General features: G+C 61.0%; 25 protein-coding genes. 5 read left to right on the top strand and 20 right to left on the bottom strand.

What is annotated here, in order from left to right; genetic code table 11:
• Window positions 1–44: 44 nt before the first annotated feature.
• Entirely contained in the window at window positions 45–521 is a 477-nt protein-coding gene (locus tag DN412_RS03110; protein WP_115013171.1) for an Rrf2 family transcriptional regulator, read from the bottom strand.
• Window positions 522–683: 162 nt separating this feature from the next.
• Window positions 684–1,292, bottom strand: coding sequence for a group II intron maturase-specific domain-containing protein (locus DN412_RS03105; RefSeq protein WP_279635118.1), 609 nt, complete (start codon window positions 1,290–1,292; stop codon window positions 684–686).
• Window positions 1,293–1,918: 626 nt separating this feature from the next.
• Between DN412_RS03105 and DN412_RS03100 the strand changes: the two genes are divergently transcribed.
• Window positions 1,919–3,169, top strand: a complete 1,251-nt coding sequence (locus DN412_RS03100; RefSeq protein ID WP_115013169.1) for an SIR2 family protein — start codon at window positions 1,919–1,921, stop codon at window positions 3,167–3,169.
• On the top strand, window positions 3,166–4,926 hold the full coding sequence (locus DN412_RS03095; RefSeq protein ID WP_115013168.1) for an ATP-binding protein: 1,761 nt from the start codon (window positions 3,166–3,168) through the stop codon (window positions 4,924–4,926). Before DN412_RS03100 ends, DN412_RS03095 begins: the two co-directional genes overlap by 4 nt.
• A gap of 625 nt (window positions 4,927–5,551) precedes the next feature.
• On the opposite strand, the gene DN412_RS03085 is transcribed toward DN412_RS03095, so the two are convergent.
• The 10 genes from DN412_RS03085 to DN412_RS03040 form a co-directional block, all read right to left on the bottom strand.
• Entirely contained in the window at window positions 5,552–6,226 is a 675-nt protein-coding gene (locus tag DN412_RS03085) for a nuclease-related domain-containing protein (protein WP_115013243.1), read from the bottom strand.
• 279 nt (window positions 6,227–6,505) lie between these two features.
• Complete coding sequence (locus tag DN412_RS45785) at window positions 6,506–6,889, bottom strand: transposase (protein WP_208647552.1); 384 nt, start codon at window positions 6,887–6,889, stop codon at window positions 6,506–6,508.
• Window positions 6,890–6,955: 66 nt separating this feature from the next.
• On the bottom strand, window positions 6,956–7,393 hold the full coding sequence (locus DN412_RS03075) for a hypothetical protein (RefSeq protein ID WP_244222547.1): 438 nt from the start codon (window positions 7,391–7,393) through the stop codon (window positions 6,956–6,958).
• Window positions 7,394–7,841: 448 nt separating this feature from the next.
• Window positions 7,842–8,087 carry a hypothetical protein gene (locus DN412_RS03070; RefSeq protein ID WP_115013165.1) on the bottom strand — a complete coding sequence of 82 codons (246 nt, stop codon included), beginning with the start codon at window positions 8,085–8,087 and terminating at the stop codon, window positions 7,842–7,844.
• On the bottom strand, window positions 8,084–8,518 hold the full coding sequence (locus tag DN412_RS03065) for a hypothetical protein (protein WP_115013242.1): 435 nt from the start codon (window positions 8,516–8,518) through the stop codon (window positions 8,084–8,086). Before DN412_RS03065 ends, DN412_RS03070 begins: the two co-directional genes overlap by 4 nt.
• Before the next feature lie 21 nt (window positions 8,519–8,539).
• A complete protein-coding gene (locus DN412_RS03060; RefSeq protein WP_115013164.1) occupies window positions 8,540–8,887 on the bottom strand; it encodes a hypothetical protein in 348 nt (115 codons plus the stop codon).
• Complete coding sequence (locus tag DN412_RS03055) at window positions 8,887–9,222, bottom strand: hypothetical protein (RefSeq protein ID WP_115013163.1); 336 nt, start codon at window positions 9,220–9,222, stop codon at window positions 8,887–8,889. The genes DN412_RS03060 and DN412_RS03055 overlap by 1 nt, the downstream gene beginning before the upstream one ends.
• A 12-nt stretch (window positions 9,223–9,234) precedes the next feature.
• On the bottom strand, window positions 9,235–9,687 hold the full coding sequence (locus DN412_RS03050) for a hypothetical protein (RefSeq protein WP_115013162.1): 453 nt from the start codon (window positions 9,685–9,687) through the stop codon (window positions 9,235–9,237).
• A gap of 20 nt (window positions 9,688–9,707) precedes the next feature.
• Window positions 9,708–10,067 carry a hypothetical protein gene (locus tag DN412_RS03045; RefSeq protein ID WP_115013161.1) on the bottom strand — a complete coding sequence of 120 codons (360 nt, stop codon included), beginning with the start codon at window positions 10,065–10,067 and terminating at the stop codon, window positions 9,708–9,710.
• Window positions 10,068–10,124: 57 nt separating this feature from the next.
• A complete protein-coding gene (locus DN412_RS03040) occupies window positions 10,125–10,682 on the bottom strand; it encodes a hypothetical protein (protein WP_133303019.1) in 558 nt (185 codons plus the stop codon).
• 447 nt (window positions 10,683–11,129) lie between these two features.
• On the opposite strand from DN412_RS03040, the gene DN412_RS03035 reads away from it, so the two are divergent.
• Entirely contained in the window at window positions 11,130–11,432 is a 303-nt protein-coding gene (locus DN412_RS03035; RefSeq protein ID WP_115013159.1) for a helix-turn-helix domain-containing protein, read from the top strand.
• A 1,038-nt stretch (window positions 11,433–12,470) separates the two neighbouring features.
• On the opposite strand, the gene DN412_RS03030 is transcribed toward DN412_RS03035, so the two are convergent.
• The 4 genes from DN412_RS03030 to DN412_RS03015 form a co-directional block, all read right to left on the bottom strand.
• The gene (locus DN412_RS03030) at window positions 12,471–13,706 is read right to left on the bottom strand and encodes an MFS transporter (RefSeq protein ID WP_244222546.1); all 1,236 of its coding nucleotides are present in this window, start codon (window positions 13,704–13,706) and stop codon (window positions 12,471–12,473) included.
• Between the two features lie 159 nt (window positions 13,707–13,865).
• Window positions 13,866–14,825: a PDR/VanB family oxidoreductase gene (locus DN412_RS03025; RefSeq protein WP_115013157.1), complete on the bottom strand. Its 960-nt coding sequence runs from the start codon at window positions 14,823–14,825 to the stop codon at window positions 13,866–13,868.
• A 9-nt stretch (window positions 14,826–14,834) separates the two neighbouring features.
• Window positions 14,835–15,617 (bottom strand): SDR family NAD(P)-dependent oxidoreductase, encoded by a 783-nt coding sequence (locus tag DN412_RS03020; RefSeq protein WP_115013241.1) that lies wholly within the window; start codon window positions 15,615–15,617, stop codon window positions 14,835–14,837.
• A 10-nt stretch (window positions 15,618–15,627) separates the two neighbouring features.
• The gene (locus tag DN412_RS03015) at window positions 15,628–16,899 is read right to left on the bottom strand and encodes an aromatic ring-hydroxylating dioxygenase subunit alpha (protein WP_115013156.1); all 1,272 of its coding nucleotides are present in this window, start codon (window positions 16,897–16,899) and stop codon (window positions 15,628–15,630) included.
• Window positions 16,900–17,030: 131 nt separating this feature from the next.
• Here DN412_RS03015 and DN412_RS03010 point away from each other — a divergent pair, with 131 nt between their 5' ends.
• A complete protein-coding gene (locus DN412_RS03010; RefSeq protein ID WP_115013155.1) occupies window positions 17,031–17,756 on the top strand; it encodes an IclR family transcriptional regulator in 726 nt (241 codons plus the stop codon).
• 104 nt (window positions 17,757–17,860) lie between these two features.
• Here the strand turns inward: DN412_RS03010 and DN412_RS03005 are convergent, their stop codons facing one another.
• From DN412_RS03005 to DN412_RS02995, 3 genes are read right to left on the bottom strand one after another with little or no spacing between them, the layout of a single operon-like run.
• The gene (locus tag DN412_RS03005; RefSeq protein ID WP_115013154.1) at window positions 17,861–19,186 is read right to left on the bottom strand and encodes an MFS transporter; all 1,326 of its coding nucleotides are present in this window, start codon (window positions 19,184–19,186) and stop codon (window positions 17,861–17,863) included.
• A 52-nt stretch (window positions 19,187–19,238) separates the two neighbouring features.
• Window positions 19,239–19,802 (bottom strand): isochorismatase family protein, encoded by a 564-nt coding sequence (locus tag DN412_RS03000; protein WP_115013153.1) that lies wholly within the window; start codon window positions 19,800–19,802, stop codon window positions 19,239–19,241.
• Between the two features lie 24 nt (window positions 19,803–19,826).
• Window positions 19,827–20,279: a MarR family winged helix-turn-helix transcriptional regulator gene (locus DN412_RS02995; protein ID WP_115013152.1), complete on the bottom strand. Its 453-nt coding sequence runs from the start codon at window positions 20,277–20,279 to the stop codon at window positions 19,827–19,829.
• A 368-nt stretch (window positions 20,280–20,647) separates the two neighbouring features.
• Here DN412_RS02995 and DN412_RS02990 point away from each other — a divergent pair, with 368 nt between their 5' ends.
• A complete protein-coding gene (locus tag DN412_RS02990) occupies window positions 20,648–21,403 on the top strand; it encodes an IclR family transcriptional regulator (RefSeq protein WP_244222545.1) in 756 nt (251 codons plus the stop codon).
• A gap of 39 nt (window positions 21,404–21,442) precedes the next feature.
• Here the strand turns inward: DN412_RS02990 and DN412_RS02985 are convergent, their stop codons facing one another.
• Complete coding sequence (locus DN412_RS02985) at window positions 21,443–22,246, bottom strand: IclR family transcriptional regulator (RefSeq protein ID WP_244222544.1); 804 nt, start codon at window positions 22,244–22,246, stop codon at window positions 21,443–21,445.
• Window positions 22,247–22,405: the final 159 nt, after the last annotated feature.

Genomic DNA, 22,405 nt, shown 5'->3' with positions numbered 1-22,405 from the left:
TGTAACTCACACAGTTTCACAACGAAAAAAAAAAACGCCTAAGTTCACGTCGCAATCTTCTTGCTCGCGACATAACGAAAGTCGCCATCAAATTGGTAGCCAGCCTGCCCTTCAATGCGATCGGCAATGTCAGCAAGGGTGGTGTTGGACAGCGCGGTTTCGGCAATCGCCTCGACACGCCGAAATTCCTCTTCCAGCACCGGCAAAATGTTGTGTCCAACGTAGCAGGTGGGACTCGGAGTTGAGCGAGGCAAAGCAAATACGCCTCCATCTTCCACGGCATGGTAGACGTCCAGCAAAGAAATCTGCTTTGGGTTTTTCGCCAGCACTGCTCCTCCCCCCAGCCCAAGTCGTGTGCGAACCAAACCGGCGTTCACGAGCAGTCCCAGTATTCGGCGCACGACTGCTGGGTTGGTCCCCACGCTTCGCGCGATATCCTCCGATCGCTCCGCGCCATCTGCTTTGAACGCCAGGACACTAAGGGCATGAACGGCAACAGCGAAGCGGGTCGAAGTGGGCACAAGCGTCTCGGATATCTCATCAAGATTGTGTGTGACTATGATACGCACACAGAGCGATGTCAAGAGGCCCCACGTCGCGCGCCGGGAAAGGACACGGTGTTACCACCGTGCCCTCCCCTAAGAACCGTGCTTGCGACTTTCACCGCACACGGCTCAAGCCTTTCAAAGCCCCGTTAAGGGAACCGGTTTCACAACCTTGAACCTGCGTCCCCGCGCGATCTGATGACAGTCCGGATGCAGCATGACCAGATTTGCGTTGGTATCCCGCCCGCCGTCAACCGTTCGTTCCACATGGTAGAGACGCCACCAGGTAGATTTCGTGATCAACTGCTGGCAGACAGGACATTTGCGCACCTGATCAAGCCACATCCGAATCAGCCGAGTGCGACCCTTAATCGAGTCCCGCATGGCGAGACCCAACCGATCCTCGAAGTAGGATTCACTCTTTGGATCATACGGATTGGCATCGACCCGAATTTTCCGGTGCCGCTTAATCGGCGTGCTGGCAATGTCGTATAGCGCCAGAAGCTGGGAAGCCCCTGTACTGAGCGTCCTGTCCGGCTCCGTGGCAAAGACCCAGTGCCGGAATCCGACGGTACGGAAGTATTTCCGTCGCATCCAGTTTGCGCTTTTGTTGGGATGCCGACGCTTCGCCCAGCGCCACAGACTTTGCCACATTGCACAACTGACCTTGTTGAACGTGTGCTTTGACACGACATGCCGATAATAGTTAGCCAACCCGCGAAGCAGTGGATTGAGCCTTCGTGTCAACGCCAATCGAAACTTGCGCAGTTGGGGCGGCCGAAAATTGCACGAACCGAATCTAGGTTACATGTTCGCCAGGCGTGTTTTGTGCGGTGCAGCGTTGATGGGGCCCGTAGGGCGGTGGTGCTGGCCTGAAGTGGCAGAGTTGGAATCAGAGCCAGTGCCCGGCAAACTCCGCAACGGTCAGACCTGGCGCCATCGCCCGAGTCCGCCGATCAGAGACAGCCGCGGTCCTGGCGTTGGGGGGGACGGCAGAGACCGGCCCAAGAGCGGACAGCCATAGTGGACATCGGAACGACAGCTTCAGGCTGGTTGCTGACCTTGAGCGTTTTTGCCTGAGTGACCGCCGCTTGCAATAACCCGCCATTTCACGTCCGACAAGCGCGGTGGTCCGCTGTACACCTGAAACCGGTCAATTATGAGAGCGGTTCATAACTTTTCGTAAAGCGTCAAGCCCAGGCCTCAGCCCATGGGGCGGACAGTCGTATTCAAGAATATCCAAGGCTGCCTGAACCTACGCACGCTTGCCAATGTGGCTTACCATGCGGATATCTGGCGTTTATCGGCAGCAGCTCGCGTTGTGCCCTCAGGGCCCGGCGGAAACCTTGAATACTCCTAACGCTTACTGAGATATGCAGGTATTGACCTACCGGAATGGGGGAGCGTGGCGCGAAGTTAAAGACGCCCAAGAGGATGGCAATGGACGCACCATCCCTGACCCCGCACTTGCAGAAATCAACCGCAACCTTTCCGACTGCTTCAGGTGCACCAACCTTGTCGTTCTCACAGGGCTCGGTACATCCCTGCATGTGAACGTGCAGCCGAAAGCTCCAGAGGAGTCTGGTCCACGGGCGCCACAAGCGGGGAAGCGCATCGCCCCCACGATGGCTGACCTGTGGCGGGAGTGCAAGGCCAATTGCGGGGACCGCTTCAACAAGGTCATTATGCTCACGCATTTCCCGACGGCCAAGGGTGAAAATATCGAAGCGCTGCTCTCGCATTGCAAGATTGCGGAAGAGTTCCTTGGTGACGGGGAAGAGAAAACGCAGGTCAAGGAGTTCATTGCCATCGTCGAACAGACAGTTCGCGATTGCGTGCGCTTCTTGGATGTGGAAGATGAAGTCGGCCTTCATGCCGACTTTCTTCGCCGGCTTGTTCGTCGGTCCACGCGAAAGCTGCGCACAAAAGTCTTTACAACCAACTATGACTTGTGCTTCGAGTACGCCGCGCGCAAAGGACGCTACGTCATCGTTGACGGTTTTTCGCATACAACGCCACAGGTCTTCGACTCGCTCTACTTCTCCTACGACATCGTGAAACGGGAAAGCAGCCCAGACAGTCACGATTTCATTCCGAATGTCTTCCATCTCTACAAACTTCACGGCTCTGTAGATTGGACAAAGAACAAGAACTCCGGAGAGATTGAGAAAGACCCCACCTCTGAATCACCGCTGCTTATCTATCCTCGAAATACGAAATACGAGTTGTCATTCGAACAACCGTATCTCGAGATGATGTCGGCATTCCAAACTGCATTGCGGCAGCCGGATACCGGTCTTCTCGTTTTGGGATTTGGATTCAATGACAACCACTTGGCTGAGCCAATACTATCGGCCATAAACTCCAATCTGCACCTAAAGGTTGTGGTCTGTGACCCTGGCCTTGGTCCATGGGAAAGCAAGGACAAAGGCGTCCAGGATGGCAACGATGCAAAGCACCCGTACCTTTCAAAGCTCAGGTACTTGATTGAGCACGGCGATGCGCGCCTGGCGCTTATTTCCGCCACCTTTGAGCAAGCCGTGCCGCTGATGCCGGACATCGCGGCTGAAACCGACCTCGAGCAGCACTACGAGCGCATCCGACTGATGCGGGAGGCAGGATGACCGGCAGGCTCGCAACAAGCCCGTTTGACCCCAGCCGCTATATTGGTGCGGTCACCTTCGTGGGGCCGGACAGTGCTCGCATCAATCTGCCGAAAGCTGCGAGTGTCGCTCCCCGGCAGTATTCGGGATATGCAGTGCTCGGCGGCCAAGTCGGCGAGTTCATCTTCATCGAGGGCGAAGGCGTTGCAGTGTTGGGGCGCGTCACCGAGGTGAAGCTGCCTGACAACGAGCGGCTCAAGGCCGAACCCTCCCTGGGCGCTCCACCAGACGCCAACCCCATCGGGTTTGTCCAGCTCTTGACGACCCTCGAGCTTGCGACCGCCAAGGTCATTTCCGGAATTCCATTTCACCCCCGTATCGGACAGCACGTTTTCTCTGCGCACCCACTTCTGGTGAAGCACATTGTCGAGGGGCAGGCAGTATCGAGCGCAGGAGCCGTCGAGCTCGCCACGATTCCGCATGACCCGAGCACAATGGTCAACGTGAGTCCCGCCCACTTGTTTGGGCGTCACTGCGCGGTGCTGGGAGCTACCGGGGGCGGCAAAAGCTGGACCGTCGCTCGAATCATTCAGGAAGTCGCCAGGCTCGGAGGCAAGGTTCTCCTCGTGGACCCCAGTGGCGAGTTCCACACGTTTACCAAAGGCGTGCGTTCTGTTCATCTCGGCGGCGCGCCTGCGGGTGGGGCAGACACAAGGAAGTTTGTTGCCTTCCCGTACTGGGACCTCAACGAAGCGGACCTGTTCGCCATCTTCCAGCCGTCACCTGGCGCCCAGGTCCCGAAACTGCGAGAAGCGTTGCGCAGCCTGAAGCTGAACTACATCCTGAACGGTGACAAGGAACCTCATCACTACGTGAAGGCGAACGCGGAGAAGAAGACCTTCAACTATGAAGTGAACAAAAACGAGGCCAAGGTCGAGGCGCAGGGTGCTAGGTATGTAATTAAGGCACTGGCGAGGCAGGTGTACGAAGAGTGTGTCTACGAGAGTGGCGGCACATCGCGCGAACCTAACTATCAAATATGGGGCGGTCCCGACGAGCGGATTCGGGGCTACTGCGACACGCTGGTGTCCAAGATTTACAGCATCACCCGTTCGCCAGCGCTCCGATGTCTCTTCGCGCCGGAGCAGTTCGCTCCGTTGACGGAAGAGATTCAATCGTTCTTTGCGTCCGACGATTCCGTGCTGAGGGTCAGCTTGGCCGACTTGCCATTCGAGCATCACGCGCGTGAACTGCTCATCAACGCCATCGGGCGGCATCTTCTAGGCCTGGCTCGGAATGGAGCGTTCCAACAGATGCCCACGGTGGTGGTTCTCGATGAAGCGCACCAGTTCTTGAGCAAGGCCATCGGTGACGAGAACAACCGCGTATCGCTCGACGCGTTTGGCCTGATTGCGAAAGAGGGTCGAAAGTACGGTCTGACGACTTTGCTTGCGACGCAGCGCCCGCGGGACATCCCTGAGGATGTGTTGAGCCAGATGGGCATGTTCATCGTGCACCGCCTGATAAACGAGCGGGACCGCGACATCGTCGAGAAGGCCTGTGGCAATCTGGACGGTAGCGCAGCCGCCTTCCTGCCTACCTTGGGTCAAGGGGAGGCAATACTGGTCGGTGTCGACTTCCCAATGCCCACGCCTATCAAGGTGACTGAGCCGGAGTATCCGCCTAAGTCGGAAGGCCCCTCTTACGCAAAGTTCTGGAAGAAGAAGCCTCCAGCAGAAGCAGCCGCGGCCGCCGCGGCGGGTGGCTCGGCGCAGTAACGGGGGCCACGTCATCCATGGCACAAGAGACGGCATGGGAGAAGGCGGCCTCCGCAGACGGTACGACCGCCTCAGAGCGTGCGCTAGCGGGCCTGACACGCAAGGCCTTCCTGAGCCTCTGGAGCTATCCCAACGTACTCACCGACGAGGGGCGGGCCAATGGGGGACATCGCCGGTCAGGCAGTGGCGCCGCAGCTCGTGTTTGACGGCAATGTTCCCGAGCCGGAATCCGCAGTGATTGCGCAGGTTGAGGCCACGCGCAGCAGAAACAGACCAGCGAGGTAGAAGGGAATGCAATGGTCGATTTGCGACGGTCGCACAACGGCCAGAGGCCTTCACCGTGAACACGACGCGCGGCGTCGAAGGACCGAGATCGCCGCTCAGCAGTCGCAGGTCGATGCGGCTTGAACGGCTGCAATGGGTCGGTCAGAGACTGCCGTGGCCTGGCGATTGGGGAGCCTACACAGGACGGCCAGAGGCGGTCGGTTATTCTGACGCGCTGAAGGCGGTCGTCTGTTCTGGACACGCGACGACTACTCGTGGGCCTTCGTAGCACAAAGGGATGAGCGGTCTGGCGTGCCGGATTTCGTGAGTGCTTCGATGATTACTGTCAGGGGCTTACGGGTTAGACCCCAATCCCATGCTTGCGCTTCAGATTCTCAACGTGCTCAACATCTGTCTCATTGGTTATTGCGAGGCGCGCTGCCTCCAGACGACCAACGCAAAACTGCATGCGATTGAGAGACATGGACTCGGGGGTCTGTTGGCGGATGTGATCGACACACCCCGAGAGACTAAAAACACCAGGAGGGACTGCAGTTTTGAACTGGGTATCTCCTGTGAAAACCACAACTGACTTGATGCAATCGGCAGGAAGAAAGTCGAGCAATTCTTGAACCGCTCGAACGTGCCGATAATTCTGAGAGATCGGGTTCTGGAACTGAAACTTCCGCTTGAACAGGACTTGAGTCCACCTTGCGTGTTTGCCATTGGCGAAAATCCAGCCCTTGTAGTTCTTGGTCTCTATGACGAATACACCGAACCTTGAAACTAGGATGTGGTCAACCTGGGTCGTGCCATCTTGCACCTGTAAGGTGATGTGATTCATCAGGTGATAGTTTGGCGCAGCGAAATGCCTTCGTATCTCGCGAGAAAGTCGTGCCTCTCCGCGATTCTGAAACGAGAGCGTATGAGAGCGGCCGCGGCCGAACGCAAAGCCAATGGCAAGACCAACTAGAGCGCAGAAGAGCGGCGCCGTAAGAATGCCGGTTCCTAGGATAGCCGCGATGGTCTTGCTCATGATGGGTGCTTCGTTACCAAGATTGAGATTCGTGCCGCCTACTTCCAGCCGGGCGAGCTGTGAACTAATCGCCGCGCGGATTGGAGCGTTTGGTGACCCATTCGTCCGATAGAATCCGGCGAACTCGATACCAAAGTACGCGTAACGCGGAGGCATGGCTTTGCCCGAGCCGCCCATAAGTTTGCATTTGGTGCCATGTGGCGATGAGTGCGTCTGGTATCTGATCTGGTCCAATACGCAGGCACGACAAATCCTCATACTCCCAAATCCGGAGAACTTTCAAATTTCCACGAGACTCCTGGTGCACCGACGCCTAGTTGCTCCCGCGCCTTCTCCATCATGGCTTTCCCGTGTCCAGCGCCGACGAGAAGCACTCCATGAGAGAGTGCCGTGCACCTTGTTGCCACTCATCACGTAGCGCTCCACGGCCGCCACCAGCGGGCTGAGCAATGCCGAGCAGCCGCCGACCCAGTCACCCAGCGTCGATTCGGGAAGGTCGATCCCCTCTGCCGGCCGGCGCCGGTGTAGCGAATCTCGGGCCTGATTCCGGGTCGTGAACTGCAGCGCGCGCGCATCGAACTGCTCGATCGCACTGCCGACGCGGCCGAGCCCGTTGGCGACGTTGCATCCGACCAGATGGCGCTCACCGATCTCCGTTTCCATGTCGGCCCAGCCGGCCAGTTAAATACAAGGATTGTCATTGACGGCAGGAACTGCCCAGAACATGCTTCACCGTCTGCAGACTGCTTGCGCCGCCCCGTCTTTGGATAGACTCTCTTTTTCTAATTGCGCCCAGAACCACTGTATGGCGGCAGGTACCCGAAAGCGAAAGCCATATGGGGAAAGCTCATCTGTAATCACGACCTGGGCCGAATAGTAAAAATCCATACCACGCTCAATCTCGATGAGCGTGGATTGCAAACTGCGCACAGCCGCGGCAACCGCCTCTTCGCCCTCCCCATGGCGAAATAGCGACAGGAGTTCGTGATATGACACTGAACTTGCCTCTGCTGAGTGCCTGTCCCGATAGGCAAGCAAATACAGGTAGTCGCAGATTTCCCACGCCAACGGCGAAAGGTTCTCCTCTAGCTTGAGCCGCCCTTCACTCCTCCCGACCACCTCGGCAAGCAAATAATTTGTACCGATTCGCGGTGTCCCGTCTTTCACTGAATCCGATCTCATAGCAACTCTTTCACACCTTTCGCTTCCATCCGAATGACGACAAATCCATTGCGAGTGCCGCGCGATGAGTCACTGGCCACCATTTCCCGCACCGCTCACACGGGGAAGACTGGTGGGCCACCATCCATCTACCACCATTCTTGCGATGTCAACCACCTCCCTTCTTGGCAGTCGGTGCCGCCGTTGTCCGCGGGTGGCACCCAGCGAGCGCGGTGGGCGTGGGCGGGACCTACGGCGTCGCCCGCCAAGCCTTGCAGGGCTTGGCGCGTCCTCGATGCCTCGAACCACTGATCGCTCGTAGAAGTCACGCCCCGCGCCCCCCAGCGTCATAAGCGGTACGTCAAAGCTCCATCCCTCGTCCGACGTCGGGTACGGTCTGCTACTTCATTAGCTCCCCATGGCATGAGCCGTGACGAAAGGTGCATGAGATGCTTTAGTCCATGCGCAGGATCAGTTGCGCAACAAAAGCGACCTCGGCGGGATTGGCGTTGTCCACAATGCGCTGGGCGGTCCGCGGCCGCTCCGCCTTGAGCGCGAGCCACGCTGAGTGGGCGTTTCGATCGCGGGCGAATGCGGCGCCTTTGTACTGCCAGACCGCCCGCTGCTCATCGGTGAGGCAGTGGTACCAGGCAAGACCGGCAACCATTTCGCGCGCTGCGGCTTCCAGGCTATCGTTCATCGTTGGCCAGCCAGGAAGTCGTCCCAATCCCAAGCAAACGCCATCCCGGCGCCAGGAGTGCCTGAGCCACGCAGGTTTCGCGCGAAGAAGGTCCGGGTCGGTTCGGGGATTTCATCCAGGTGAACAACCGGCATTCCGCCATCGAGGGTATGAACCGGCACCTGCGGTAGCTGCGGCCGCGGGGGCAGTTCTTCCCTTCCCGTAAGCGCGACCGCAATGCTGCGGGCGACGAGGTCCCACACGCTGGCGGACCAGCGGGGATAGTCCTGCAGCGTGCCGCTCCAGATTTGATCAGGCAACAGCCCTTCTTCCATCTCGACCTGGTAGTCCGCCAGAGCGTCGGAACGAATCCGACCAATGTCGGTCGTGGCCAGCGTCTGGCGGCCCTGCACGCGGCCACCTGGAAGCAATTCGACGGTTACACGCAGCATGTGCATCCCCTCCCGTGTGGGTTACTGCAGGTAATCGGATCCGGACAAGTATGCCCGCATCGCCGGCTCGTACTCTTCCGTGACATCGCGCCATCCCAGCACAGCATTGCCGCGACACCAGAGTCCCCACGCCAGGCGAGCTTCCGTGGCGACATTGCCAATTCCTCGAAGCGAGTAGACACGGCCGCTTCGAGTGGTGACCTGCATGGTGCTCGCCTCCAGCGTCTCGATGGCGCTGCTGACCCGAGGCGTTCCTCTGGACACGTTGATACCCGCCAGATGTCGCTCGCCACGCTCTGTTTCCATCACCAGCCAGCCGGCGAGTTCAATCGAAGGCTCGGTTGGCACGTCAGGGGCTGGTCGGAACATCAATGGCTCCTCAGATACGCTTCCATGGCTGGCTTGTACTCGGTGGTCACGTCCCGCCATGATTGCACCCCGTTAAAGGTCGCCCAGCGATCCCATGCATAACGAGCATCGTCCGCCAAGTGGCTGGCGTCGCGCATCCGATAGAGCCGGCCACTGACCGTTCTGAACTCCATGGCGCTCGCATCGAAGACCGCAATGGCACTGCTGACCTGCCCCGCCCCCGTCGCCAGATCGATCCCGACCAGGTGCCGTTCCCCCTTGTCGGTCTCGACTACCGCCCAGCAAGCCAGATCGATCTCGGGCTTTACCGCCACGTCAGGTGTTTGCCAAAACATCAATTCCTCCTCTCATCTCAGGCCCGCGAGAAAGTCGTTCCAGTCCCAGGAATAGGCACATCCGAGTGGATCCGGCGCTTCGTCGATAATGGGTCGTGTGGAGGCTCGAATGTTGTGCGCGAAGTAGCTGCGTGTCGGTTCAGGAATCTCATCCAGTCTGACATAGGAAGTCCGGTCCATCGAAAGGTGAACTGGCACCTGCGGCAGAACCGGCCGCGGGGGCAACTCTTCTTTTCCGGTAAGTGCTACGGCAATGCTGCGCGCCACCAGATCCCACACGCTGGCAGACCAGCGGGGATAGTCCTGGAGCGTTGCGTTCCAAGGGTTCGGCAACAGATCCTCTTCCATATCGATCTGATAGTCCGCCAGAGCGCCGGAGCGAATTCGACCGATATCGGCCGTCGCCAGGGTGCGTCGACCCTGGCCTCCGCCGCCGGGCATCAGTTCAACGGTTACGCGTAGCATGGCTTCGCTTCGCCCCCCTTTCAAGTTTCCGAATCATCGATGTCATCGGATGCCAGTTCGTAAGACCTACGCATTTGAGCCACGATCCAGTCGACCTCCGGCCCACCGAGTTGCCAGACGGCCTGCTTGTTGCGCACGCCACGTTCCACCCAGTCGAGCAGTTCGGTCGGGCTCCGGGTCGGTTGGTCAAGGGCTTTGCGTCGGCAGTACGCGACGAGCTGCTCGACCAGGTCCAGGCATATTGCATAGCGCTCGGCGCGCTCGTCGTCGGTCAGTCCGACGACGAATCGGCCGTTGATCCTCCGGGCAGCAAACTTGGCCTGTGTGCCGGCAAGGCTCGCCGGGAATGGGTTGCGCGGAAAATCGTCGGGGACTTGCATCGTAGATACTAGAAATAGGATTTAGCCCGTGGCGAGATGGCAGTCTGCTTCGGCAACTCACGCGCCTTGCGCGCACAGATCGCCATCAATAGCAGCGTGTGTACCGAGTGTGTACAGGCGCCGAAGCCGTGTCATGTAGCGTGGTTGCTCACGATTGCATGGTTCCAAGCGGCCGTCCCGACCCATGTAGGCGTAGTACAGGGTAGGCTCCTGCTCACTTTCATAGCTCCAAAGCTCACAGACCGGCTGAGCGCCCCGGGTCGGGGAAAGAATATCGACCGCAACTTGCTCATCGGGCTGTTCAGACTGCAGGCACGCGAGTTCCTCGATCAATCCGTCGATGGAATCAATGAGAACCATCCCACCCTCCGCCTCGGAATTGGCAAGCTGGTGGTACAGCAGAAAGGCAGGCTGGGAAATAACGACACCCTTCCATGTGCCGACCGGGGCGTTGTCTGAATCCGTTAAGACGCCCAACTGCCATTCATACTTCGTTAGTAGCATCGTGGAAAAGAGTCTTGATGGGGTTCTGTAATGAGTGGCACATGGAGTTTCAGTATCCGGCCTTGAAAGCTCACCGGTACGCGCTGGTTCGGGAATCTCCCAGTCGGACATAGGACGTACCATCACAGGTTGATGAATTAGCACCAAGGCATGCGACGGGCCTGTGGGCGGACGGAGCGACGAGATCCCCCTAGTCAGGTGCGGACCAACACGGATAACTCTTAACCTCGGCTTTGGGCATGCTGCGGATCTGCGGCGACAAGGTCTTGAGGCTCGTGCCGTCGAGCACCCCGTTCCGTCTTGAAGACCATGCAGTCATTCCGAGGCTTTCTCACCGCAGGAAGAATTGTTCGTGGATGGCCTTGATCACCGGGAAGGGCCTAAACCCGGCTTTAGGATTCAATGCATAGACTGGAATATCTCCACGCCACCCAACGCGGCCAGCATGCCCTCAACAAAGCACGCAGTTTAGCCCTCGCATGTAAAGACTGTGGATTTATTATATGTAGATTTATATGCTGTAGATTCATTTTGTGCTCTAGGTGATGCTCTCGCTCCATGGATGAGACTGAGAACATCAACTCCGCACAACTGGCGGCGAGACAGCGTTTGTCCGCCAACATGAAGGTGCTCCGGGGTAAACGAGAACTGTCGCAGGATGCACTGGCCGATCGCGCCGGTCTGCATCGCACTTACATCAGCCAAGTCGAGCGGCAACTGGTCAATGTCTCTCTCGACAATTTGGTTTTGCTGGCTGTGGCGCTCGGCGTATCAGTGACCGAACTCCTGGTGGAACCGAGCGAGGCTGCCATTCCAGTCAAGCCTGGGCGCAAACGCACTTCAACAAGGGCGGAACGCTGAGCACGTTTACGCCTTTGATGCCCGCGCACTACATGGAAGAGTTTCAGGGAAGCGGCGTTTAGGAGAGGCGGTTTTTCGTAGCCGGCACTGGCCGCACTCAACCGAGAGAAACTAGACGATGCAGCATATGTTCCAAAACCAGCAGTCAGCGATGAGGATCGCCGCAGCGTGAGCACGCCCTCGTCGGCATTACTGCGGCCTGCCCTTCCGCACCGCACCACATGTTTGAACCGACGAGTCAGCCGGTCCTGTCTCGCCCCGCGCCCCAGTTCTCCCGAACACGTGCAGCAGAGCCTCCTGGCAAGCGGAACCCGCTTGCCCCCCAACAGAGATGACAGATCGCTGATGTAAGCGTAGAGGTCCACGCCCCGCGCACGTTGCCAGCGAGCGCAGAGCCAGCAGGTGTCCAGACATAATCCGTCTATTGTCTAAACGTGCACAAATAAACACATTTTGAGACTAGGGCTGCTCTACTGTCCCGCCAAAGTTGACGTGTGCTGTCCAGTCGAGTCGCAGGCCTACAGCAGAGTGGTGATGTGCATAGCGGCGTGTGGTCTGCTGAGTAGACGGCTTGAACTTCCCATTAGAAGGCGGAAAGGCGTGCCCCTTTGACTCAAGGATGGCCTTCATCAACTGCGTCGAACCCAAGAACACAAGAGATCAATTAATCACATATGTTGTTTGCGCGACATCTAGTGCCTTGCCATGGGACGACAGGTGCAAAAAAATATACATAAAAAACAATGGCTTAGTCTCACAGAAAAAACGACATCTCATGCCTTGTCGAAAAAAAATTACGACATGTTTTGGCTCTTTGGCCAACTCAGCACGAGGCGTATGAATCATTTTTTTGGTGAGAAATGCGACATCTAGTGCCTTGTCGCACGACATCTTCTGCCTATGTTTCTCACTGAAGGAATTCGATAACGAACAATCGGACTGAAAAAGGAGCGGCCTTGCCGTTGCCGAGGTTTGCTCCTTGTCAAGTTTGAATGCAGTCTTTCAACCCGTACCCGAAATAACCAGCCACGTCACTTCCTACTTTTGCGACCGGCCCGGCAAGAGCAAGAGCGCTGCCACCGCCACCACCGGCCCGACGGCCAGCGTCAGCAGCGCAACTGAGAACGAATGCGTCTGCCCGTAGAAGTAGCCCACCACAAGCGGTGACATGGCACTGCCGGACTGCCAGATGGCATTGGTCAGGCCGGCACCGGCACCGGCGGAATTGCGGCCGCACGCGTCGCTGACCTGGGCCATGAGCACGGGTGTATAGCCAAATCCCACTGCGCCCAGCAGGGGGGCAAGCAAGTAAAACTGGGTGACCGTAGAGCTCTGCCCGAAGATCATCAACATCACGGCAAATGCAGCCAGGCACAGGATCGAGATCCGCTTGCGCGCATGGCGATGCATGTCAGAGATCCATCCCAGCAACGGCTTGGCGATGACGGCGCCAATGCCGAAGGTAGCGGCAATCGAACCCGCCGTCACCGGAGAAATGCCGTACTGCCTGGTCATCAGCGCATTGCCCCACGCCCCAAATCCCACGGTGGCCCACAAGCCGCCGCAACCGGCAATCGCAAGCAGGATGAGGTTGCGGCTCTTGAGCAGCGCCAGGATGTCGGCGCCCTTGATGCGCGCGAGCGGCGGCTCTCCGTCGGGAGCGTCGCGCAAGACGAACCAGGCGACAGCCGCGCACGCCAGCGTAATGCCGCCAAGCAGGCGGAAGGCGGTTTGCCAGCCATACCACAGCGAGATGGTTGGCACGGTGGCATTCGTGAGCACCACGGCCAGCGACGTGGCCGTTGTGTACAGCCCCATCGCGCGGCCGCGGTCATTGCGAAACCATGCCGCGATGATCTTCATGCCGGCTGAATAGTCCGCACCGGCGGCCAGGCCCATCGCGAACTGGATGGCAATGCCCGTCCACAAGGTATGCGCAAAGCCAAAGCAGAACGTGAGCACGCCCAGCGGCACCAGCGCCAGGGTCAACGTGGTGCGGCCGCCGAGCACATCGGTCAGGATGCCCCCCACGATATTGGCGAGCACATAGCCGATGTAGAACGCCGTGACGAACGCGCCCAACATCGACACAGTCAAACCAAGTGAATGACCGACCGGCGCGGCGACGCTGCTCCACGCCACGCGATCCACATAGCTCAGCAGGAACGCTGCCCACACGACCGCCAGCACCACCCAGCGGTATCGTGACGCGGCGGCCTGGGCGGGCGACGCGGCGTCGACCGCCTTCTCCGCCATCGAAAGGCTTGTCTTCATGGTCTCCTCCGTCGCGGGCATCTGAGTTGGGGCGCTCCGCGTAGTGTCAGGGGTGTCCCGGTACAGGTGTCCGGGGACATTGGTTGTAGGCGGCTTTCCGCTCTTCTTGCTGCGTGGTTTCAGCCGGTGGTGGCGGTTGCCGTTGTCACCGGATACAAGTCAAAGATCGAGCACCAGCGTACGCGATCTGGCGCGTGAGCAGCATGGCGTGAACTGATCGTTCCTGGCCTGCTCCTCGGGGGAGAGGTACAGATCACGATGGTCGGGTTCGCCCTCGAGCACGCGCACCAGGCAGGTCCCGCAAATGCCCTGGCCACAGGACACCGGCACCTCCACGCCGGCATTGGCAAGCGCTTGCGCCACGGTCTGCTCCGCCGGCACGGCAATGGTCTTGCCGGAGCTGGCGAGCTTTACTTCGAATGCGCCGCCGGTGGTATCGACGCTGGCTGCAAAGAACTCATAATGCAGACGATCCTCCGCCCAGCCCAGACGGCGTGCCGTCTCGAGCACGGCGTCCATGAAGCCTTTGGGGCCGCAGACATACAGATGCGCATCCGCGCTGGCCGCGCCCAGCAGGGCCGGGATGTCGAGCTTTTGCGCCGGGTCCTCGTCATCGAAATGGCATTGCACCCGGTCAGCATACGGCGCGCGGCCAAGATGGTCGATAAAGGCGGCGCGCCCTCGCGAGCGGGCACAGTAGTGCATGGCAAATGCGTGCCCGTCGCTTGCCAGGCTCTCCGCCATGCACAGCATTGGCGTGACACCGATGCCGCCGGCCAGCAGCAGATGCCGCGGCGCGCCCGGCTCGAGCGGGAAGTGATTGCGCGGTGTGCTGATTTCCAGCGTGCTGCCTTCCTGCACGACCTCGTGCATGGCGCGTGAGCCACCGCGCGACTGTGCGTCATGCAACACGGCGATCACGTACCGGTGCCGCGCGTCAGGGTGGTTGCACAGCGAATACTGCCGTGTAAAGCCGCCCGGAATGTGCACGTCGATGTGCGAGCCGGCGGAGAACGGCGGCAGCGGCGCACCGCCCAGGTCGGCCAGTTCGAAACTGCAGATGCCATCCGCCTCGACCTGCTTGCGCACGACGCGCACGGTGAGTTGGGATTCGCCCATGATGACCTCCTACATCACGTGCAAGCCACCATCCACCATCAGCGTGGTGCCGGTGATGAACGAGGCCTCGTCACTGGCCAACCACAGGATCGGCCAGGCAATCTCGTCGGGCGAGGCCCAGCGCCCGAGCAGCGAGGTGTCCTGGCGCTGCTCCTTGAGCACGTCCAGGCTCTTGCCGGCAGCCTGGGCGCGGCCGATATGGAAGTCCGTCAGCGTCGAGCCCGGGCACACCGCGTTGGCCCGCACGCCGTGCGCCGCTTCTTCAAAGGCGAGGGTGCGCGTCATGGCCAGCATGCCGGCCTTGGTGGCGTCGTACAGGCCCATGCCCTTGCGCCCCGTCACGGCGTAGCAAGATGAGACGTTGATGATGCTGCCTTGCCCCGAAGCCCGCAGCAGCGGCAGTGCGGCTCCGCAATAGTTCGAGGTGCCCACCAGGTTGACGTCGACCATGGCGTGCCACTCTTGCGGCGTGGCGTCTGCCACCGCCGAATAGTTGCGCGTGGCTGCGTTGTTCACCAGCACGTCCAGGCCGCCGAAGTTGTCCGCCGCTTGCTGCGCGGCGCGCTTGGCCTGCGCAGGGTCATTCACGTTGGCAGCCAGCGTCTGCAGCCGGGCACCCGGAACCTGATCGACGATGGCCGCGGCCGTGCGTTCCAGCGCCTCGGCATTGGCATCGACCAGCATGACCGAAGCACCTGCCGCACAGAACAGGCGGGCCGTGGCGGCGCCAATGCCGCCTCCGCCGCCCGTGATCAGGGCGCGTTTGCCCTGGAGTCGTTGTCGTTGTTCCATGGTCGCCATCTCACACCGAGTAGACCGGCTGGTCCTTGCCGTCGTCCAGGTGCACGCGCGCCCAGTCCTGCGGCTTCTGGTCCTTGGGCAGCAGCACGCCAGCGGCGCGCACGCGTTGGGCGCTGGCGTCGAGCGCTGGCGGCTCGACATCGCTCTGCATGTTCGTCGCGGCCTCATACAGCATGCGGCGGCACATCACGATCGCGCGGTCGGTGGGCAACAGCTTTTCGGCCTCGTGGTTCTGGATCGGGCCCATGCTTTCCTGCAGCGACGAATCCTGCGCCGCAAAGCCAAACACACCGCTGTAGGCACGCTTTTCCTTCTGCGCCTGGCGGTCGATCAGGTAGTCGTTGTCCTTGTTGGCCCTGGTGCGCCACGTGCCTTCTTCGTATTCGTTGTGGATGCCCTTGCCCGCCTTCATGTCGGCCAGCTCCTGCTCGGTGAGCGGGCGGTCGGGGCGGAAGTTGATACTCCAGGCCCAGCAGCTGTGGTCGTCGATGGGCACCCACACGTGGCCGCCGAGCGCGTGCTCGCCAAACGGCGGAATCAGCGTGTACCAGGGGAACAGCCACTGCGTGATGCGGTAGTAGTAGGTGTCTGCGTCGCCGTTGCGGCGGCCGAACAGCGTGAGGCCGACCGGCGTCTTCTCGGTCTCGAAGATCACGTTGCCGTCGGCCTTGATGTACTTCAGCGCCTCGGTGCCCTGATGCATGGGGTCGTCGTCGACCTCGTAGCGGTGCACGTATGACACGTGGCTGGTGTCGATGCCGCCTTCCATGGCCTGCAGGTAGTTGCTCTCCTGCAGCCGCTTGGAGACGTACACGTGGCTCTCCGGGAGGCTGCACCACTCCACGTCAGGCGGGGCGGGTTGCTTGTCCTTCGGGCCCAGGTAGGCCCAGACGATGCCCGCGCGTTCGATGCACGGATAGGCCTTGATGCCCATGTGCTTGCAGGCCTGGGGCGCCGAGGGCACGTCCACGCACTTGCCGTCGCGGTCGAACTTGAGGCCGTGATAAGCGCAGCGGATGCCGCTCTCTTCATTGCGCCCGAAATACAGCGACACGCCGCGGTGCGAGCAGAACTCGTCAACCAGCGCCGCCTTGCCATCGGTATCGCGAAACGCCAGCAGCTTTTCGCCCAGGATCTGCACGCGCACCGGCGGGCAGTCCGGCTCCGCAATCTCGCTGACCAACAGCGCCGGCACCCAGTACCGGCGCATCAGGTCGCCCATCGCCGTGCCGGGGCCCGTGCGCACCAATGTTTCCGACATCTGCTTGTCCATCTCCACTTCCTCCTTGCCATGTCCATCTGGTGAGATTGAAATCCATTCTACGGACAATCTGACAAAGGTCAAGCTCGACTTTGAATACAATGGCGAATATGAAAAGCTCAAAGATGACGGGAACAGATCACATGGAAGTCGAAAAGAACCAGGACAGCGTGCGCGCCGTGGACCGCGCGCTGGACATCCTTCTCGCATTCCGCCCGGGTGACGACGCCCTGACGGTGGCGGACCTGCTCAAGCGGGTCGATCTGAGCCGGCCGACCCTGTACCGCCTGCTCAATACGCTCGAGCACAACGGCTTTCTGGTGTCGTTCGGGGAGCCGCAGCGCTTCCGGCTGGGGAGTTCCGTGGCGCGATTGACCTACGTGTGGGCGGCGAGCCACCGGATTGCCGATATCGCACAGGCCCCGCTGCGTCGCCTGTGGGAGGCGACGGGAGAAACCGTGGCCCTGTTCGTACCGGAGGGCGCGTACCGCGTGTGCGTGGCAGAGATCGAGAGCGTGCAGCCCCTGAGCTTCCGTCGCGGCCTGGGGTATCGCGAGAAGCTGGCCCTGGGCGCCAGCGGACGCGCAATCCTCGCGCATATGGATCGTGATTCCGCGGATGCGCTCGATGTCCCGGTCGATCCGGCGGAACTGGCCGCCATTCGCCAGCGTGGCTACGCAGTCAGTCGCAACGAACTGATCGAAGGTGCGGTTGCATTGGCGGCGCCGTTCTTCAATGGCGCGGATCGCGTCGCGGGCTCAATATGCATCTTCGGCCCCGGAGTGCGCATGTCGGAAGACAGGGTGTCCGAGTTCACCCGATTGCTGGTGGCAGAGGCGGCGACGCTTTCCAGGGCGCTCGGGCAGTGATTATGTATATCTTCAACAGGACGCCAGGATGATATGAGGGGCGACCTGTAGTCGAAGGATTGGCACCTTCGAACCCGAGCGACTCAAGATCCAGCTCTTCAATGTCACTCGTCTTCGGCTTCGTTCAATACCACATTGCGCACAGCGGTGGCGGGGGCGCCCGTGAACGCCGCCTGGCGCGGCTTGTCGATGCTGTAGCGCAGCCGGCCCACCTCGATATACATGCGTAGCCGGCGATATTTGACCAGATAGAGCAAGCCGACCAGGGCTGCGGCAAAGCCCGAGGCGGCCCCGACGCCCAGCGCCCAACGCGGACCAAAGCGGTCCGCCACCCACCCGACCACCGGTGCGCCGAGCGGTGTGGTACCAAGCGCAATTGCCAGCAGGATGGCGATCACCCGGCCACGCATCGCCGGTTCTGTGGATATCTGCACGAGGCTGTTGGTGGAGGTGGTGAATGTTTGCGTCGACGCGCCGATCGCCGCAAGCGCCACGCCAAACAGCACAGCATTAGGCATCAGCGCGCCTAGCATACAGCCCGTGCCGAAGATGGCTGCCGCGCCAAGCAGGATCGCCATGCGCGGCTTCGGCCGGCGTGCGGCCAGCAACGTGCCGGTGACGGAACCGATCGCCATGGTTGAACTCAGCAAGCCGTACTGGCCCGCGCCAGCATGAAATGCGCTGACCGACATAGTCGAGATGAAGATCGGAAAATTCAGGCCGAAGGTTCCGATCAGGAAGAGCATGAGCAGGGCGGCCTTCAGGTCGGGACGCTTCCACACATACCTGAAACCTTCCACGAAGCTGCCGCGCGTGCGCAGCGCGAGCGGCTTCAGGTGCAATTCCTTCTGACGCAGCATGCGCAGCGCCCCGAGCACGGGGACGAACGAAAGCGCGTTGATCAGGAACACCCAGCCCGTGCCCACCGAAGCGATGAGCAAGCCCGTGATCGCGGGACCGACCATCCGCGCCGCGTTGAATGAGGTGGAGTTCAGCGCGACCGCATTGGGGAGGTCTTCCTCGCCGACGAGGTCGGAGACGAAGGTCTGGCGCGCGGGGGCGTCAAACGCGGTGATACAACCGAGCAGCAACGCGAACACATAAACGTGCCACAACCGCACCAGGCCCGTGACGGTCATCAGTCCCAGTCCGAGTGCCAGCATGCCCATGGCCGCCTGCGTGGCGAACAGCAGCTTGCGGCGGTTGAAGTGGTCGGCCGCATAGCCGGTGAGCGGCAGCAGCAGCATCTGAGGACCGAACTGCAGCGACATGACAATCCCGACCGCAGTCGCACTGTGATGCGTGAGTTCCGTGAGAACGAGCCAGTCTTGCGCCGTGCGCTGCATCCACGTACCGACGTTTGACACAATCGCGCCACTCGCCCAAACCCGGTAGTTGAAATTGCGCAGCGAACGGAATGTGCCTGCCACTGGCGTGGTTCCTTGTCAGAGAGGTTGAGCGCGTCGTTGCGCGGGCGTGCCGTTACGCGTGCGCGCGGGTGAGCAGGTCGAGGACTTCCTGCGTCGTGCCGGTTTCGCCGAGTCGCGGGAAGATGCGCGTGACGCTGTTGGTGTGTGCCTCGGGATTCATGTCGGTCATGGCGTCGACGGCCAACGTCACGTTAAGGCCCAACTCGTGCGCGTAACGCGCGGTCGACTCGACGCCGATGCTGGTCGCTACGCCGACGAGCACGATTTGCGTGACCCCCTGCTTGCGCAACCACGCTTCCAGATCGGTGTGCGTGAACGCCCCCCAGGTACGCTTGGTGACGAGGTGGTCAGTGGGTTGCGGCCGCAGTTCGGGCACCAGTTGCATGAAATCGGCGGGGTAATCGCCTGTACCGCGCGATTGTTCCGCACGGCCCGGCGCGCCACCAGCCACGTTGACGAGCACGACGGGGAGGCTTCGCTGACGGAATGCATTAACCAGCATGGCCGAGCGCGCCACAATCTCGCGGACCGGGTGCACGGTCGGCAGCGCAACGATGCCTTGCTGCAAATCGATGACGACGAGGGCGGTGTTGGGGTCGAGCGTAGTTAGCGCCATGGCGTTCTCCTGATGGGTTGGACGTTACGGAGCGATCAAGCGCTTGAGAAGCGCCACGCCAGTCGCGAGTTGTTGTTGCTCGGCGGCGGTGAAGCGGCTCTGGATTGCCGGGTAAAGCCAGTCTTCGCGCGCCGCGCGGCTTGCCTTGACTTTCTGGCGGAAGGCCGGTGTGAGCGAAAGGACGGTCTGCCTGCCGTCGTTCGGATCGGGAGCCCCGCTGACGGCACCCGCGGCTTTCAGGACTGCCAGCGTCTCGCCCATGGACTGCGGACGCACGTCAAGGGCGCGAGCGAGCCCGGCGACCGTAGCTGGGCCGTCGCGTTCAAGCAGATGCAGCACCTGGATCTGCGAAGGCGTGAATTCGCCGGCGCGCGCTTCTTCGCGCAGCCTCCGGCGCAGCTTGCCGATCAGGGCGCGCAGGTCTTCGGCCGTGGCGTGCAGCGAAGCGTCACTTGCGGGAGGGTTGCTCTTGTTCATGCGATGCAATATAGAAGGTTACCTTGCAAGGTTACCTTCCTAACTGGCGCGGGTCAAATCAACCGCGAGGCCGGCGATAGTGTTCAGACCGGCATCGGCGATATCTCCCGGACGACCAACGCGCTTGATAGGCTGCAGGGCGAAGCCGTGGGTCGCCGCCTGCGAACACCTGCCGGCCTGGTTCGCGTTCCGGCAATCACCGGGTCGCGAATCGGCATTTGAGCCGCGCGGTTGCCGCCTCTACCATCAGTTCCAGTGGTATGTAAAACGCAGCGCACGCCGGCGCGGACAAGAGATCAGACAAGCACCCTCCCGGAGTGGTGCGCTGAAAGGGTAACCCATTCATGACACCTCCCGCACAGATCACGATGACCCTGGAACGGGGCCTTCATGTGCTTCGTGCCTTCCGTGCCGAGCGTACGCCGCTCACGAACAGCGAGATCGTCAAGCGCACCGGCCTGCCGAAAGCGACGGTGTCGCGCCTGACCACCACCCTGATCGCGCTGGGCTTCCTGCGCCGCGTTGCCGGCAGCACGCAGTTCGAGCTGGCCCCGGCTTCCCTCCACATCGGGGACACCTACCTGGAAACCAACCCGGTCACCGATCGCGCGCATCCCTTTCTGCAGGAACTGGCGGACCAGCTTAATGTGTCGGTCGCCCTTGCCGTGCCCGACCGGCTCGACATGCTATATATCGCACATCGAACCAGTTCGCGCATTGCGACCCTACGCCTCGGCGTGGGCTCGCTGCTGCCGATGGGTTGGACGGCGACTGGCCGCGCATGGCTGTGCGGCTTGCACCCCGATGCCCGGCATGAATACCTGCAAACCCTCAAGCGCGCGGACAGCGCGCGCATCGCCGAACTCGAACGCGGCATCGCTACGGCCTTCCAGGACCTGCAGAGCCTTGGGGTCTGCACTTCCCTGGGCAAGTATCAGCGCAACGCTTACGGGATTGCCCTGCCTGTCACGGTGGGACGTTCGGCCACACTGATGTCGCTGAGCTGCGGCGCGGTTGAGTTGGAGCCGGACATGGCAGCCATCACAGAACGCCTCGCGCCTGTGCTGAAGGCCGCAGCAGCCGACCTCGTCGAACTGCTGCGGGATGTTGATACGCGGATCTGACGGTCAATCCGCGGCGCCTTCCCGGGCGCCACTGCGGTATCAGTGACGCGTGCTCAAGCGCTCCTCCAGGGCATGCGCCGTCGCAGCGAGCCTCGGGCCCAACTCCCGCTCCATTCTGGCGCGATTCATGCCCGCGCTGCGGCCAACGCTGGCCAGCACCACTGACGGATGTCCCGGCACGCTGACAGGTACCGCAACCGAAGCCAGCTCGCGTCCGCAAGGCGACATGCAGAAGCCGTACTGGTGGAGCTGTGACATGCCCTCAGCCATCTGCCTGCGCAGCGAGGGCCAGTCACGGCCGCTCTTGCGCTCGACGTTGCTCTGGAGGTAAAAGCGCTCCCGTTCCGGCAATGCGGCGAGCAGCGCCCAGCCCATCGGGGACGAAGCAATCGGCACGCGGATCCCGGCAGCAAGGTGCGTGTCGAGATAGACGTCCTTGCCAACCTGCGATTCATTGACGATGACATCGAGCCGGTCGCGCGCACCCAGGATGACATGGGTATCGCTGGCGTCGGCAAATTTCCGCATCTCGATGCGGGCGGCGCTTTGCACGCTGTCGCCCGAGACGGCCGCGTAGCCCAGGGTCAATGCGGCCGAGGCAAGCCGGTACTTGCGCCGGCTCTCGTCGTAGCGCACATAGCCGAGTGCTGCCAGGGAATGCAGCATCCGGGACACGGTAGGCGCCGGAATGCCGGTCCCCACGGCAATCTCCTGGTTGCCCATCCACGGATGCTCAGCGCTGAATGCAGCCAGCACGGCCAGGCCGCGGGCCAGCGGCACCACCCGCACGTCACCCTTGTCGGAATCACGGTTCGATTGCATCACGGCTTGAACGGTTGCCATGGCTGTCTCCATTTTTTCCGGCCCGGCCTTCATTGGGCCGAGCCGCTATTCCCGTCACGCCTCAAGCGTAATCAGCTGGCGGCGATGCGCCAAGTTGCGTTCCGCGACGCGGCGATTCGCCAACCGCGATCCGGCACCCCGCGTGCCGGGCGGCTGGCG

The sequence above is a fragment of the Cupriavidus lacunae genome (assembly GCF_003353055.1).
GTDB classification, from domain to species: domain Bacteria; phylum Pseudomonadota; class Gammaproteobacteria; order Burkholderiales; family Burkholderiaceae; genus Cupriavidus; species Cupriavidus lacunae.
This window is presented reverse-complemented; position numbering and strand designations above follow the sequence as displayed.